Raw genomic sequence first — 13,285 nt, forward strand, 5'->3', positions numbered from 1 at the left:
GATGTCTACCCGCGACCACCGACACGACCCGGTCACGCCGGGTGCAGGATCGCGGCGAGCTCCTCGACCCCGTCGACCAGACGCGGGCCGGGCCGCGCCCAGGCCGCGTTGGCGTCGACGGCGTGCACGGGTACCCCGGCGGGCAGCACGCCCGAGGCGACCAGCTCGTCGGCGAGCCGCTGGGCGCCCGGTCCGTCGTAGCCGCAGGGCGCTGCCACGACCACGTCCGGCGCGGCGTCGTGCACCGACTCCCACAGCACCCGCTCGGACCTCGCGCCCGCCCTCCCGAGGAGGCAGGTCCCGCCTGCGGCCTCGATCATCTCGGGCACCCAGTGTCCCGGCGCGTACGGCGGGTCCGTCCACTCGAGCAGCATCACGCGGGGCCGGGCCAGACCGGCCACGCGGGCCTGCACCGCCGACAGCCGCTCGCGGAGCCCGGAGACCAGCTGCTCAGCCGCGGGCGAGCGCCCGGTCGCCCGGCCGAGCACGAGGATCGAGTCGAACACCTCGTCCAGCGTGTGCGGGTCGATGGTCAGCACGTCGGCCCGGCAGTCGAGGTAGGAGAGCGCCTCGTCCACGACCGAGACGTCCACCGCGCAGACGGCGCAGAGGTCCTGCGTGACGACCAGGTCGGCGTCGAGCTCGGCGAGCGCGTCGGCCGACAGGTGGTAGAGGTCCTCGCCGCGGGCGACCGCGCCGACGACGTACGCGTCGATCTCGGCGGGCGCCAGCCCCTCCGGCAGTGCGGAGGTCGACACGATCCGCCGGCTCCGTGCCTCGGCCGGGAAGTCGCACTCGAAGGTCACGCCGACGACGGAGTCACCCGCGCCGATGGCGAAGAGGATCTCCGTGGTCGACGGGAGCAGGGAGACGATCCGCATCCCTCGACCCTAGAGGGCCTGGGTCAGCGGGCCGTCCTCAGCGCCAGCCGGGTCAACGCCACCGTCTTCGGGACCGAGGGCGCGTCGTCGCCCTCCATGGACATCGTGGCCGCGTTGATGACGAGGGCGCCTCTCCGTACGTACAGCAGGTTCATGATCGTCGTCGCCTTCTTGGTCGTCCACGTCAGCCGGTAGCCCCAGTGCTGCCCGGCGAGCTTGAACCGGATGGCCTTGATCGTGAACGTCGAGTGCGGCGCGGCGACCCCGCCGTCCTTCGCGCACTTCTTGGCCTCGGCCTGGCCCTCGCGGAGGTACTTGGCCGCGGCCTTGGGTGACGGCAGGCGCTCCGCCGCGAGGAGGACGACCGGCTCCGCACCCGTGACGCTGAGGGAGTCAGTGTTCTCCGGGTCGAAGGCCGCCACGTAGGTGGCCGTGCTGCTCACCGCTCCCTTGATCGGCTTGCCGTCGTCGCAGCCCTTGCCGATGCTGTAGACCTTCTCGCGGGTCACGTCGGCGGTCCCACCCTCCAGGTGCGGGTAGATCTTCGTCACCTGGGCGAGCGCCGGGACGGCCGGCGGCTTCTGCGCGGCGGCGGGCGAGGTGAGGGTCGGGACGAGCAGGGCGGGTGCGGCGAGGGTGACCAGCGCCCGAGCCAGCCATCGGCGAGTCATGGTGCCGATGCTGCCAGCAAAGCGGACGGGCCGGGACCGGAACGGCCCGACCCGTCCACCCCGTCCGGCTGCGGGGGTCAGCCGGCGGTCTTGAGGGCGATCCCGGTGAAGGCGATCGACTTCGGGATCGACGGCGCCGTGGCGTCCATCGACATCGCGGTGGTGTAGACGATGGACCGGCCCTTGCGGGCGAAGAGCGAGTTGAAGACCGACGAGGTGGTCTGGTCGCCGATCGTGCAGGTCGACCTGATCTGGTAGCCCCAGCGCTCGTTGCCCAGCTTGAACGCGATCTTCTTCGTCTTGCTCGTGCAGTGCGGCTGGCCGCCCGTGCCGCCACCGCCGCCGCCGGGGTTCGTGCCCGGGCAGTGCTTGGCCTGCTTGGCGTAGCCGCGGAGGTAGGCGATCGCCGCCTTGGCGGTCGGGAACTTGAACGCCTGCACCGACACGCTCGGCCGCTCGCCGGTCATCAGGTAGGCGTCCGGGTCGCCGGAGGAGTAGTCGGGGGCGTACGACGCCGTCCGGCCGCTCGCGCCCTTGACGACCTTGGTCTGGCCGCACTTCTTGCCGGGCCCGTAGACCTTTGTGGCGGTCTCGGTGGCGGTGCCGCCGGCGAGGTGGGGGTAGACCTTCGCGGCGGCGTTGATGGTCGGCACCTTCACGGTCGGGGCCGCGGTGGCGGACGACGCGAGGGCGGGTACGGCGAGGGCGGGGACGACGAGCGCGATCAGCGCCCGGCTCATCCAGCGGCGGTTCATGGTGGACTCTCTTCCTGGTTTCCGGTTGGTGGGGAGACCATGTCGCCGCCCGCTTGTGGTCGGCTGGGAGCCGACTTGGAGAATGGCGTCGATGGACGACCCGACCGCGACCGTGCTGGTGCTCCTCGGCCTGGCCGGGTTGGCCGCGGGCTTCGTCGACGCCGTCGTCGGCGGTGGCGGGCTGATCCAGCTCCCGGCGCTGCTGCTCGGCCTGCCGAACGCGGCGACCGTGCAGGTCCTGGCGACCAACAAGGTCGCCGCCATCAGCGGTACGACGGTGAGCGCGGCGACGTACTACCGCCGGATCAGGCCCGACCCCAGGACCTTCCTGCCGCTGATGCTCTTCGCCTTCGCCGGGTCTGCCGCGGGAGCCCTGGTCGCCAGCCAGATCCCCCGGGAGGCGTTCGAGCCGATCGTCCTGGTCGCGCTCGTCGTGGTCGGCGGCTACGTGCTGCTCAAGCCCCGGCTCGGCGACGCCACGGCCCTGCGCTTCTCCGGCCACCGGCACACGGCGGCCGCGATGGGCACCGGCCTGGCGATCGGCTTCTACGACGGTGCGCTCGGACCGGGCACCGGCAGCTTCTTCGTGATCACCCTGGTCGGCCTGCTCGGCTACAGCTTCCTCGAGGCGTCCGCCAAGGCCAAGCTCGCCAACTTCGCGACCAACCTCGCCGCGATCGTCGTCTTCGCCCCGCAGGGCGCGATCCTCTGGAAGGTCGCCCTGGTGATGGGCGCCTGCAACATCGTCGGCGGGTACGTCGGGGCGCGGACCGCCGTCTCCCGCGGCACCCGCTTCGTGCGGATCTTCTTCATCGTGGTCGTCTCGGCGTTCATCGTCCGGATCGGCGGCGACGTGTTCGGGTTCTGGTCGTGACCAGCTACCTGACGGTCGCGCGGGACGCGACCGCCGAGATCGAGGTGAAGCGGTCCCGCTTCCTCTGCACCCTCGCCCGGGTCGAGGAGGAGGCTGCGGCCCGGGCGCTCGTCGACCGGCTCCGCAAGCACCACTGGGACGCGCGGCACCACTGCTCCGCCTTCAGGATCGGTCCGCCGCCCCACGCGGTCGAACGGTCCTCCGACGACGGCGAGCCTGCGGGTACGGCGGGCGCGCCGATGCTCGAGGTGCTGCGCGGCGCCGGCGTCGGCGACGTCGCTGCGGTGGTGACCAGGTGGTTCGGCGGCACCCTGCTGGGCGCCGGCGGACTGGTCCGTGCGTACGGCGACGCGGTCCGTGCCGCGCTCGACGCGTCCGGCACGCTGCGCCGGTCGCTCGTGCGCGAACACCTCCTCGAGCTGGACCACGCCGACGCGGGCCGGGTCGAGAGCGAGCTGCGCACCCGCGGGATCGCGGTGCTCGACACGGCGTACGGCGCGGGGGTGTCGCTCACCCTCGGGGTCGCGCCGGCCGACGAGCCCCGCCTCGCCGCTCTCCTCGCCGAGCTGACCTCCGGCGCGTCCGAAACCACGGTGGCAGGCGAGCGGTGGGTCGATAACCTCAGAACATGAGCGTTCTCGTCGACCTCGCGGACCTGCCCGAGCGGCTGCAGGAGTTCGACCGCGGCTACCTGCTCACGTCGCAGAGCGGCCTGGTCAAGGCGGTGTCGGTGCGAGCGGTGCCCGAGGACAGCGGGCTCCGGATCACCACACCTGGCCGGGGATCGGTCGCCAACGTCGGCGCCAACCCCCACCTCACCCTGCTCTTCCCGCCGCTCACCGACCCCGGCATGTCCCTCCTGGTCGATGGGACCGGCGCCGTGGACGGCGACGACGTGCTCGTCACGCCGACCGGTGCCGTCCTGCACAAGCCGGTCTCATGACGATCACGCCTTACTGGGTCAGCGCCTTCCTGGACTTCGGGTCCGGTGACTTCGAGCGCGGGGTGGCGTTCTGGCGGGACGTGACGGGGTACGCCGTCTCCGACCCGCGCGGGGAGACCGGCCAGTTCGCGACCCTGGTGCCACCCGACGGCGACGACTACCTGCGGGTCCAGCACCTCGACGACGGGCCCGGCCGGGTCCACCTCGACCTGCATGTCGCCGACCCCACGATCGCCGCCGAGGCGGCCGTCGAGCTCGGCGGGCACGTGCTGGTCCGGCACGAGCAGGGCTACGTGGTGCTGCGCTCGCCCGGCGGCCTCGTCTTCTGCTTCGTCAGCCACCCCGCCGCCCGCCGCCCCGCAGCGCAGACCTGGCCTGGGGGCCGCTCGCAGGTCGACCAGGTCTGCCTCGACGTCCCGCCGTCGGCGTACGACGTCGAGGTGGCCTTCTGGCAGGGCCTGACCGGCTGGGACCTGACGGCGGTCAACGAGCAGGAGTTCGAGCGGCTCCAGCCGCCCGACGACCAGCCGCTGCGCTGGCTCGTCCAGCGCCTCGACGACGACGGGAGCGAGGTCGGCGCCCACCTCGACCTGTCCGCGGACGACCGCGACGCCGAGGTCGCGCGGCACGTGGCGCTCGGCGCGACCGAGGTGGCGCGGCACGAGTGGTGGACGGTGCTCACCGACCCGGTCGGCATCACCTACTGCGTCACCCGGAGGGCACCGCGATGAGCCAGGCAGCCGACGAGCGCACCACGATCCAGGGCTTCCTGGACCACCACCGCGACGTGCTGCGCCGCAAGTGCGCCGGCCTCACCCCCGAGCAGCTCGCGACCGCCCACCCGCCCGCGTCGATGACCCTCGGCGGGATGCTCAAGCACCTGGCGTACGTCGAGAACTGGTGGTCGGTCGGGGTCTTCCTCGGTGAGCAGCCGGGTGAGCCGTGGGGCTCGGTCGACTGGGCCGCGGACGGCGACTGGGACTGGCACTCGGCGGCCGACGACGACCCCGCGGAGGTGCTGGCGCTCTACGAGGCCGAGGTCGCCGCCGCGGACCGCGTCTACGCCGGCGCCGGGCTCGACGACCTCGCCGTACGCGCCCACCACCGCACCGGTGAGCGCTCCAACCTGCGCTGGATCCTGATGCACCTGGTCGAGGAGTACGCCCGCCACAACGGCCACGCCGACCTGATCCGCGAGGCCATCGACGGCCAGGTCGGGGACTAGCTGTCCCCGGCGAAGCCGGGCAGCCACTCGGTGAGGATCTCCCGGAAGGGCACCTCGGCCTCGAGCTGGCTCAGGATGCCGATGGCGCCGAGCCAGGTGCGGTGGATCAGGAGGTACGACGGGGGCAGGTTGATCTTGAGGGCCAGCGTGTACGCCGGGTCGCGCGGGTTGTTGACCCGCTGGAACTGCGACTGCATCCACTTCCGCGAGAACCTGAAGCGCTCGACCTGCGTCGGCTCGACGAACGGCGACAGGTAGTCGAGGAGCAGCGCGGGGTCGATGGTGACCCGGTCCTTGATGAAGCCCTCGTCGCGCAGCCCGGCGAGCAGCTGCTCGTCGTCCTCGATCGCGGCGATCCGGATCAGCGAACCCATCGCCAACGGCAGGGCGCCCTCGGCGAGCCGGGCGACCGCGCCGAAGTCGAGGACCCCCATGCCGCCGGGCTTCCCGTCCTCGGTGGGCAGGATCCGGAAGTTGCCGGGGTGCGGGTCGGCGTGCAGCATCCCGGTGCGCGCCGGACCCTCGACCAGGAACCGGACGAAGAGCTCGCCGTAGTGGTCGCGCTCCTCCTGCGTCCCGTCGGAGATGATCGCGGCCAGGGACGAGGTGGACTCCATCCACTCCGTGACCAGGGTGGTGTCACCGGCCGCCACGACGTCGGGCACGACGAAGTCCGGGTCGTCGCGGAAGGCCTCGGCGAACGTGCGCTGCGCCTCGGCCTCGAGCCGGTAGTCCAGCTCCTCCTCGGTGCGGGCCTGCATCTCGGCGATCAGGGGCTTCACGTCGATCCCCGGGACCAGGCTCCCCATCGTCCGGGCGAGCCGGGAGAGCTGGCGCAGGTCGGAGCGCAGCGCGTCGCCGGCACCGGGGTACTGCACCTTCACCGCGACCTCGCGGCCGTCGTGCCAGCGGCCCCGGTGGACCTGGCCGATCGACGCGGCCGCGGTCGGGCCGCCGTCGAGCCAGACGAGCTGCTTCTTCCAGTCCGGGCCGAGGTCGCGGGCGAGCGCCTCGCGGACCTGCTGCGTCGGCATCGGTGGGGCCGAGTCCTGGAGCCGGGTGAGCTGCTCGCGGTAGGGCCCGGCGATCTCCTCGGGGAGCGCGGCCTCGAGCACCGACAGGGCCTGCCCGAACTTCATCGCCCCGCCCTTGAGCTCACCCAGGGTGCGGAAGAGCTGCTCGGCCGTGCGCTGCTGGATCTCCGACATCACGGCCTCGGCGGGCTTGCCACCCATCCGCTTGCCGAACCCGAGCGCGCTGCGTCCGGCGTACCCGATCGGCAGGGCGGCGAGCCGCGCCGTCCGGGCCACGGCCTTGCGAGGCAGCTCGGTCATGGGTCAAGTGTCCCAAACGCACCTAACGCCCACCGTTCGCGTCGTCGCGGCGGCAAAGCGCCGGAACGCCTGCGCTCTGGGGGCCGAGCCGTCACGCTGGCCCGATGAACCCTCTCCGCCTGCTCGGCGCCGTCCTGCTCCGCACCGTGGCGTGCCTCGTGGTGGTCGGGGTGGTGGTCCTGGCGATCGAGCACAGCGACTCGGACGACGCCCTCGGGGCCGGGCTGCTCGCCTTCCTGGTGCTGGTCACGCTGGCGTTCGCGTGGGCGCTCGTCGACGGCGTACGGCGCGGGTTCGTGCCCTCGCTGCTCGTGTGGGTCCTCACCTCGGCGGCCGCCGGGGTCGGCATCCCGCTGGTGCTCTCGCTGGGCTCGGACGAGAGCGTCGCCGTGGACGACGTCGTCTTCTTCGGGTTGCTGCTGCTCGTGCCCGCCGCTGTCGGGTTCGTCATCGGCGGCGCCGTGCACGGCACGAGGCGCGCGTCCGAGCCGGCTGCCTGACCGCCTGCCGCGTCATCCGGCGGAGGGTCAGTCGATCATCGGCCCGTCCTTGAAGCGACGGACCTCCTGCGGCCAGCCGCAGCCCTCCGCGACCCGACCTGCCCAGAACTGGGCGGTCTCCCGGTCGGGGACGTCGACGACGCAGAAGCCGCCGAGGTGCTCCTTGGTCTCCACGAAGGGGCCGTCGCTGAAGATCACCGAGCCGCTGGTCGCGTCGGCGCTGAAGGCCTCGTCGACCTCCTCGTCCAGGCCGCCGCCGAAGACCCACACTCCCGCTGCCTGCATCTCGCGGGCGACGGCCAACGAGGTCGGCCCGCGCGACTCGAACCACTCCTCGGAGTGGTCGCCCACCCACTGCTGGTTGAAGAAGATGAGGTACTTCGCCATGTCTGCTCCTCGGCTCGGACGGACCCGGTGCCCGCCGCTGCCTACGCTACGAACGGCGGGGACCAGATACGACAGCCACGCGAGGAGATTGCGGACCTGGCGAGCACCTCAGGCTGCGGCGAGCTCGGCGATCTCGTCAGGACTGGGCACCAGCTGCCGGGAGAGGGCGGCCAGCACCAGGATCGCGCCGCCGAGCACGGCCGTGAGCAGCAGGCCACGCTGGAAGCCGTCGGTGAGCGCCGCCTGCACGCTCGCGCCGCCGGTCAGGGCGGAGGTCGTCGCCGAGGTGGCCAGGGTCGAGATGACGGCCAGCCCGAGGGCGCCGCCGACCTGGTAGCCGGTGTTGATGACCCCGGAGGCCGCCCCCGCGTCCTCGTGGGCGACCTCGGACAGCGCGGTGATCTGGGCCGGGACCCCGACGCCCATGATGCCGGCGCCGTACAGCACGAGGCCGGGCAGCAGCTCGGTCACGTAGGAGCCGTCGGCCGAGGCGCGGCTGAGCAGCAGCAGACCGAGCAGGCTGACCACGGCCGAGACGACCTGGGTCGGTCGCGTCCCGATGCGGGGGAGCACCTGGGTGGCGACCATGGCCCCGACGATCGCGGCGATGCCCATCGGGAGGAACTCCAGGCCGGTCTCCAGGGCGGACAGGCCCTTCCCCTGCTGGAGGAAGATCGCGGTGAGGAAGAACATGGCGAGGAAGGCTCCGCCGTTGAGCGCCAGCACCAAGGTGGACCGGCTCAGGGTGCGAGAACGGAACAGGCGCAGCGGCACCAGCGGCGCGGCCGACCGCGACTCGGTGAGCAGGAAGAGCGCCAGCAGCAGGATCCCGGCGACGAGGGAGCCGATCACCTCGGCTGATCCCCAGCCGAGCGGTTCGGCCCGGATCACGCCGTAGATCACGGCCAGCACTGCTCCGGTGCCGAGTGCCGCACCCGCCACGTCGAAGGAACGCGGGCCGTCGGAGGTGACGCGGCTGTCCGCGACCGTCGACGGGGTGAGGAGCAGGAGGACGACGCCGATCGGGACGTTGACGAAGAAGACCCACTCCCACCCGGCCACGTCGACCAGCACGCCTCCGGCGACCACGCCGAGCGTGCCGCCGAGGCCGGCGAGGCCGCCCCAGATCCCCATCGCGATGTTGCGCTCGCGACCGGCGGCGTACGTGACGGTGAGGATGGACAGGGCGGCGGCCGACATCAGCGCCCCGCCGAAGCCCTGCACGGATCGGGCCCCCACGAGGAACCACTGAGACGTCGCGAGCCCGCCGACCAGCGAGGCGGCGGTGAAGATCGCCAGGCCGCCGGCGAAGACGCGGCGTCGGCCGAGGACGTCGCCGAGCCGTCCCCCGAGCAGCAGGAAGCCACCGAAGGCCAACGTGTAGGCGCTGATCACCCACTGGAGGTCGTCGGAGCTGAAGCCGAGATCGGCCTGCATGTCGGGCAGTGCGACGTTCACGATCGTGACGTCGAGGACCACCATGAACTGGGCGAGCGCCAGCACGACCAGCGTGGCCCAGGGACTTCTGCGCATCGGATCAACCTCTCCAGGGATTCCTGTGCGACGTACCTGTACGTCGTACATTTACGACGGAGAGTCGAACACGTACGGTGTACAGTTGTCAACATGGTGCAGGGGACGAAGGTGCGGCTCAGCCGTGAGACCGTGACGCAGGCGGCGGTCGCGCTCGCGGACACCGAGGGCCTGGAGGCACTCACGATCCGCCGGCTCGCCACCGACCTCGGCGTGACGCCGATGGCCCTCTACTGGCACTTCAAGGACAAGGACGCCCTCTTCGACGGCATCGCCGAGGCGGTGCTCGCAGAGGTGCGTCTGCCCGAGGCGACCGACGCCACCGCGCCGTGGGACGCCGAGCTGCGCACCCTGCTGGATGCGCTCCTCGGCGCGCTCGCCGACCACCCGGCGGTCGCCGACCTGGTCAAGGGGCGGTTCCTGCAGAACGAGCCGGGCCGCCAGATCACCGAGCGGGTGCTGTCGCTGCTGCGCGCCGGTGGTTTCTCACCGGAGCAGGCCTCCCAGCTGGCGGTCTACGCGCTGCTGTTCATGGTCGGGCTCATCACCGGCATGCCGGGCCAGGCGATCGGCTCGAGCCAGGAGGAGCGGGACCAGCAGGTGCGGACGAAGTGGGCCGCGCTGCAGGCGCTGCCTCCGAAGACCTATCCCTGCATCCTCGACTCGGCGGACTCGCTCACCGACTGCTCTGCGACCGAGCAGTGGCTCGAGCTCGGCATGGACACCCTGATGGCGGGCATCCGCGGCCGAGCCTGACCCGGGGGCGCTGCCCGGGACGTGACACGTCCCGGTGGCCGTGGCCACCGGGACGCATGGTGTGGTCGCTCGCGTGGGTCAGGCGGTCGCGGGGAACTTCACGCCGGTGTTGGCGTGGCAGCGGTAGCCGAACGGGTTCTTCGCGAGGTACTGCTGGTGGTGGTCCTCGGCGTAGTAGTACGTCGGGGCCTGGCGGATCTCGGTGGTGATGTCGCCGAGCCGGCGCCGCTTGAGCTCGTCGCCGTACACCTTCGTCAGGTCGCGGGCGACCTGCTCCTGCTCGGGGCTGGTGAAGTAGATCGCCGAGCGGTACTGCGTGCCGACGTCGTTGCCCTGGCGGAAGCCCTGGGTCGGGTCGTGGACCTCGAAGAACGTCTTCACCAGGTCGGCGAAGGACACCTTGCTCGGGTCGAAGACGATCCGGACGGCCTCGGTGTGGTTGGTGCGGCCGGAGCACACCTCGTCGTACGACGGGTGCGGGGTGGTGCCGCCGGCGTACCCGACCGACGTCGACCAGACGCCCGGGAGCTGCCAGTAGATCTCCTCGGCGCCCCAGAAGCAGCCGAGGCCGAAGAACGCCACCTCGAAGCCCTCCGGCACCTCGTCGGTGACCAGGGGGGCGTCCAGGACCTTGTGCTTCTCGGACAGGGGGAAGTTGCGCTCGCTGCGGCCGACCAGGGTCTCCTCGGGGGCGACCAGCTGGGCCTTGCGGGTGAGGAACACGGGTTCTCCTTCTTTCGGAGTGATGATGCACAGTCTGTAACACCGCCGGTGGCCGTGGCGTTCCCGGCTGCGAGGGTCAGGGGGACACCCAGTCGTCGTCCATGTGCCCCTTGACCAGCACCTCCTGGAAGTCGTGCCAGGTGCCGTCCGTCGGGTTGTCCGGGTCGGTCGGCTCGTCCCAGTGGGTGCCCGCCAGCTCCAGGCGGGTGACCGGGTAGCCGAGGTCCTCGAGGTCGGCCAGCTCCGCGTCCACCCCGGCCTCGGGGTAGGTCTCGTCGTCGGTGTGGAGCAGGTGGACGACCGGGAAGCGCCAGGCCGCCTGGGCGGCGTCGGAGGGCGTCGTGCCGTTGTCGCGGAACGGCGAGGTGTTCATCGCCAGCACGCCGGCGAACCGCTCGGCGTGCAGGAAGGCGGTCCGGTAGGCCAGGTCGCCGCCGGAGGAGTAGCCGCCCAGGACCACCCGTCGCGGATCGATGTCGAAGTGGGCGGTCAGGCTGGCCACGGTGCGCAGGACCCGGTCGGGCCCGGTCGACATCGACCAGCAGCCGCCTTCGGCCCCGTCGGGCACGATGGCGATGTAGTGGTAGCCCCAGTAGTCCGCGGCACCCCAGATGTCACCGTGGTCGCCGCCGCAGCCGTGCAGCCAGATGAGCACCCGGTAGGGAGCGTCGCTGCCGTCGTCGGGCACGTAGACCCAGTAGGAGCCGGACGCGTCGGTGTAGGGGACCTCGGTGCCGCGCGCCACGTCCAGGGGGTCGCACAGCCGGGTGGTGCACAGGGCGCCCGTCGAGGTGGTCCGGACCGTGACCCGGCCGAGGACGCGGCAGTTGTTGCGCTCGGACCGCTCGCGGAGCCGGTGCCGCGGGTCGGCGCAGGCCCGCACGGTGTAGCGGCCGGGCTGCAGGCGCGCGGTCGGTACGGCGAACCGCACGCGCGCGTGGTGGCCCGCGGCGAGCCGGGGGACCGGCCGCGAGCCCAGCACGACGGCGCGGCCCGCTCGCTCGGCCGTGAGCCGCACCACGGACCGCCCGGCGGCCCGCGCACGAGCACCCCGGCCGTTGGTGACGACCAGTGCGGCGACGACGCGCTCGCCGGTCACCCGCACCGAGCCACGGGTCACGACCAGGTCCGGGCCGGTCTCGCCGGCGGCGTACGTCGGGGGAGGGCCGACCAGCCCCGGGAGCAACCCGAGGACCAGACCCAGCGAGAGTGCCACGGCGCGCCGCACAGGAGTCGCGCCCCGTCACTCGCCCTGGTCGACGTACAGGTCCAGGTGGCCGCACTCGCCGCAGCGGTACGCCGCGATGTCGCGCCGCTGCTTGCCCATCCGCTGGGCGCCGCCGAACGGCCCCTTCTGCAGCGGTCCGGGGATCCAGCGCGCGTAGCCGCGGGAGCTCTCGCCGGCGTCCTCGACGAAGCCGGGCTCGAGCCCGACGGCCTGGCACGCGGAGCAACGTCGGTCGGTCATACGTGGATGGTAGGCGGCGACCTCAGGAGACCCGCCGGATAGCCTCGGGGGATGAGTTCTCAGCAGCACCGCAACAAGTCCGGCTTCGAGACGCGTGCGATCCACGCGGGGTACGAGCCGGATGCGGCGACGGGGTCCGTCATCCCGCCGATCTACGCGACCAGCACCTACAAGCAGGACGGCGTCGGCGGCCTGCGCGGCGGCTACGAGTACAGCCGCTCCGCCAACCCGACCCGCACCGCGCTCGAGGGCAACATCGCGGCCCTCGAGGAGGGGGAGCGCGGGTTCGCGTTCGCCTCCGGACTGGCCGCCGAGGACACGCTGGTCCGCGCGCTGTGCCGTCCCGGCGACCACGTCGTGATCCCCGACGACGCGTACGGCGGCACGTTCCGGCTCTTCGACAAGGTCGAGAGCGTGTGGGGGCTCGAGCACAGCCCCGCTCCGGTGTCCGACCTGGAGAAGGTGGCGGCCGCCGTCCGCCCCGGCCAGACGAAGCTCGTCTGGATCGAGACGCCCACCAACCCGCTGCTCAACATCGGCGACATCGAGGCCCTGGCCGCCATCGCCCACGACGCCGGCGCACTGCTGGTCGTCGACAACACGTTCGCGTCGCCGTACCTCCAGCAGCCGCTGACCCTCGGCGCGGACGTGGTGGTCCACTCGACCACGAAGTACTGCGGCGGCCACTCCGACGTCGTCGGCGGCGCGCTCGTGGTCAAGGACCTCGAGATCGCCGAGAAGGTCGGCTTCCACCAGAACGCGATCGGCGCCGTCGCGGGGCCGTTCGACGCCTGGCTCACCCTGCGCGGGCTCAAGACGCTGGCGCTGCGGATGGAGCGGCACTGCGACAACGCGGAGCGCGTGGTCGACTTCCTGACCAGCCACCCCCAGGTCGGCGAGGTCATCTACCCCGGCCTCGAGACGCACCCCGGGCACGAGGTCGCGCAGCGGCAGATGAAGAGGTACGGCGGGATGGTGTCCTTCCGGGTGACCGGCGGGGAGCAGCACGCGCTGCAGGTCTGCGAGCGGACCGAGGTCTTCACGCTCGGCGAGTCGCTCGGCGGGGTGGAGTCGCTGATCGAGCACCCCGGCCGGATGACCCACGCGAGCGTCGCGGGCACCGATCTCGAGGTGCCCGCGGACCTGGTCCGGCTCAGCGTCGGCATCGAGACGGCCGACGACCTCGTGGCCGACCTCGAGCGCGCGCTGGACTGACGCCGACTTGGGTACCTTGT

The 13,285-nt window shown here is 72.1% G+C and carries 17 protein-coding genes; 8 read left to right on the forward strand and 9 right to left on the reverse strand.

The genetic code is table 11. The annotated features are described in order from the left end of the window. Window positions 1-32: 32 nt before the first annotated feature. The 3 genes from ABEA34_RS16510 to ABEA34_RS16520 form a co-directional block, all read right to left on the reverse strand. Window positions 33-881: an ABC transporter substrate-binding protein gene (locus tag ABEA34_RS16510; RefSeq protein WP_345522484.1), complete on the reverse strand. Its 849-nt coding sequence runs from the start codon at window positions 879-881 to the stop codon at window positions 33-35. 23 nt (window positions 882-904) lie between these two features. Further along, window positions 905-1,552, reverse strand: coding sequence for a hypothetical protein (locus ABEA34_RS16515; RefSeq protein WP_345522485.1), 648 nt, complete (start codon window positions 1,550-1,552; stop codon window positions 905-907). Window positions 1,553-1,629: 77 nt separating this feature from the next. Then, on the reverse strand, window positions 1,630-2,307 hold the full coding sequence (locus tag ABEA34_RS16520) for a hypothetical protein (RefSeq protein WP_345522486.1): 678 nt from the start codon (window positions 2,305-2,307) through the stop codon (window positions 1,630-1,632). 91 nt (window positions 2,308-2,398) lie between these two features. Here ABEA34_RS16520 and ABEA34_RS16525 point away from each other — a divergent pair, with 91 nt between their 5' ends. The 5 genes from ABEA34_RS16525 to ABEA34_RS16545 are packed head-to-tail and all read left to right on the forward strand — an operon-like array spanning window position 2,399 to window position 5,349. Continuing rightward, window positions 2,399-3,181 carry a sulfite exporter TauE/SafE family protein gene (locus tag ABEA34_RS16525; protein ID WP_345522487.1) on the forward strand — a complete coding sequence of 261 codons (783 nt, stop codon included), beginning with the start codon at window positions 2,399-2,401 and terminating at the stop codon, window positions 3,179-3,181. Next, window positions 3,178-3,813, forward strand: coding sequence for a YigZ family protein (locus ABEA34_RS16530; protein WP_345522488.1), 636 nt, complete (start codon window positions 3,178-3,180; stop codon window positions 3,811-3,813). The genes ABEA34_RS16525 and ABEA34_RS16530 overlap by 4 nt, the downstream gene beginning before the upstream one ends. Continuing rightward, the gene (locus tag ABEA34_RS16535) at window positions 3,810-4,124 is read left to right on the forward strand and encodes a pyridoxamine 5'-phosphate oxidase (RefSeq protein ID WP_345522489.1); all 315 of its coding nucleotides are present in this window, start codon (window positions 3,810-3,812) and stop codon (window positions 4,122-4,124) included. The genes ABEA34_RS16530 and ABEA34_RS16535 overlap by 4 nt, the downstream gene beginning before the upstream one ends. Beyond that, window positions 4,121-4,855, forward strand: coding sequence for a VOC family protein (locus tag ABEA34_RS16540; RefSeq protein WP_345522490.1), 735 nt, complete (start codon window positions 4,121-4,123; stop codon window positions 4,853-4,855). Before ABEA34_RS16535 ends, ABEA34_RS16540 begins: the two co-directional genes overlap by 4 nt. Then, on the forward strand, window positions 4,852-5,349 hold the full coding sequence (locus tag ABEA34_RS16545; RefSeq protein ID WP_345522491.1) for a DinB family protein: 498 nt from the start codon (window positions 4,852-4,854) through the stop codon (window positions 5,347-5,349). Before ABEA34_RS16540 ends, ABEA34_RS16545 begins: the two co-directional genes overlap by 4 nt. Here the strand turns inward: ABEA34_RS16545 and ABEA34_RS16550 are convergent. Next, window positions 5,346-6,683 carry an ABC1 kinase family protein gene (locus ABEA34_RS16550; RefSeq protein ID WP_345522492.1) on the reverse strand — a complete coding sequence of 446 codons (1,338 nt, stop codon included), beginning with the start codon at window positions 6,681-6,683 and terminating at the stop codon, window positions 5,346-5,348. The genes ABEA34_RS16545 and ABEA34_RS16550 overlap by 4 nt on opposite strands. A gap of 104 nt (window positions 6,684-6,787) precedes the next feature. Here ABEA34_RS16550 and ABEA34_RS16555 point away from each other — a divergent pair, with 104 nt between their 5' ends. Then, window positions 6,788-7,183 carry a hypothetical protein gene (locus tag ABEA34_RS16555; protein WP_345522493.1) on the forward strand — a complete coding sequence of 132 codons (396 nt, stop codon included), beginning with the start codon at window positions 6,788-6,790 and terminating at the stop codon, window positions 7,181-7,183. A 27-nt stretch (window positions 7,184-7,210) separates the two neighbouring features. On the opposite strand, the gene ABEA34_RS16560 is transcribed toward ABEA34_RS16555, so the two are convergent. Beyond that, the gene (locus ABEA34_RS16560) at window positions 7,211-7,570 is read right to left on the reverse strand and encodes a YciI family protein (RefSeq protein WP_345522494.1); all 360 of its coding nucleotides are present in this window, start codon (window positions 7,568-7,570) and stop codon (window positions 7,211-7,213) included. Between the two features lie 108 nt (window positions 7,571-7,678). Beyond that, entirely contained in the window at window positions 7,679-9,103 is a 1,425-nt protein-coding gene (locus ABEA34_RS16565) for a DHA2 family efflux MFS transporter permease subunit (RefSeq protein ID WP_345522495.1), read from the reverse strand. Window positions 9,104-9,196: 93 nt separating this feature from the next. Here ABEA34_RS16565 and ABEA34_RS16570 point away from each other — a divergent pair, with 93 nt between their 5' ends. Continuing rightward, window positions 9,197-9,859: a TetR/AcrR family transcriptional regulator gene (locus ABEA34_RS16570; protein WP_345522496.1), complete on the forward strand. Its 663-nt coding sequence runs from the start codon at window positions 9,197-9,199 to the stop codon at window positions 9,857-9,859. 78 nt (window positions 9,860-9,937) lie between these two features. Here the strand turns inward: ABEA34_RS16570 and msrA are convergent, their stop codons facing one another. The 3 genes from msrA to ABEA34_RS16585 all read right to left on the reverse strand — a co-directional run bounded on the left by msrA (window position 9,938) and on the right by ABEA34_RS16585 (window position 12,050). Next, window positions 9,938-10,582, reverse strand: coding sequence for a peptide-methionine (S)-S-oxide reductase MsrA (gene msrA, locus ABEA34_RS16575; protein ID WP_345522497.1), 645 nt, complete (start codon window positions 10,580-10,582; stop codon window positions 9,938-9,940). A 76-nt stretch (window positions 10,583-10,658) separates the two neighbouring features. After that, window positions 10,659-11,798, reverse strand: a complete 1,140-nt coding sequence (locus ABEA34_RS16580) for a CARDB domain-containing protein (protein WP_345522498.1) — start codon at window positions 11,796-11,798, stop codon at window positions 10,659-10,661. Between the two features lie 27 nt (window positions 11,799-11,825). Continuing rightward, a complete protein-coding gene (locus ABEA34_RS16585; protein WP_345522499.1) occupies window positions 11,826-12,050 on the reverse strand; it encodes a hypothetical protein in 225 nt (74 codons plus the stop codon). A 51-nt stretch (window positions 12,051-12,101) separates the two neighbouring features. Between ABEA34_RS16585 and ABEA34_RS16590 the strand changes: the two genes are divergently transcribed. Continuing rightward, window positions 12,102-13,265 carry a cystathionine gamma-synthase gene (locus tag ABEA34_RS16590; protein WP_345522500.1) on the forward strand — a complete coding sequence of 388 codons (1,164 nt, stop codon included), beginning with the start codon at window positions 12,102-12,104 and terminating at the stop codon, window positions 13,263-13,265. Window positions 13,266-13,285: the final 20 nt, after the last annotated feature.

It is taken from the genome of Nocardioides conyzicola, from assembly GCF_039543825.1.
GTDB classification, from domain to species: Bacteria; Actinomycetota; Actinomycetes; order Propionibacteriales; family Nocardioidaceae; genus Nocardioides; species Nocardioides conyzicola.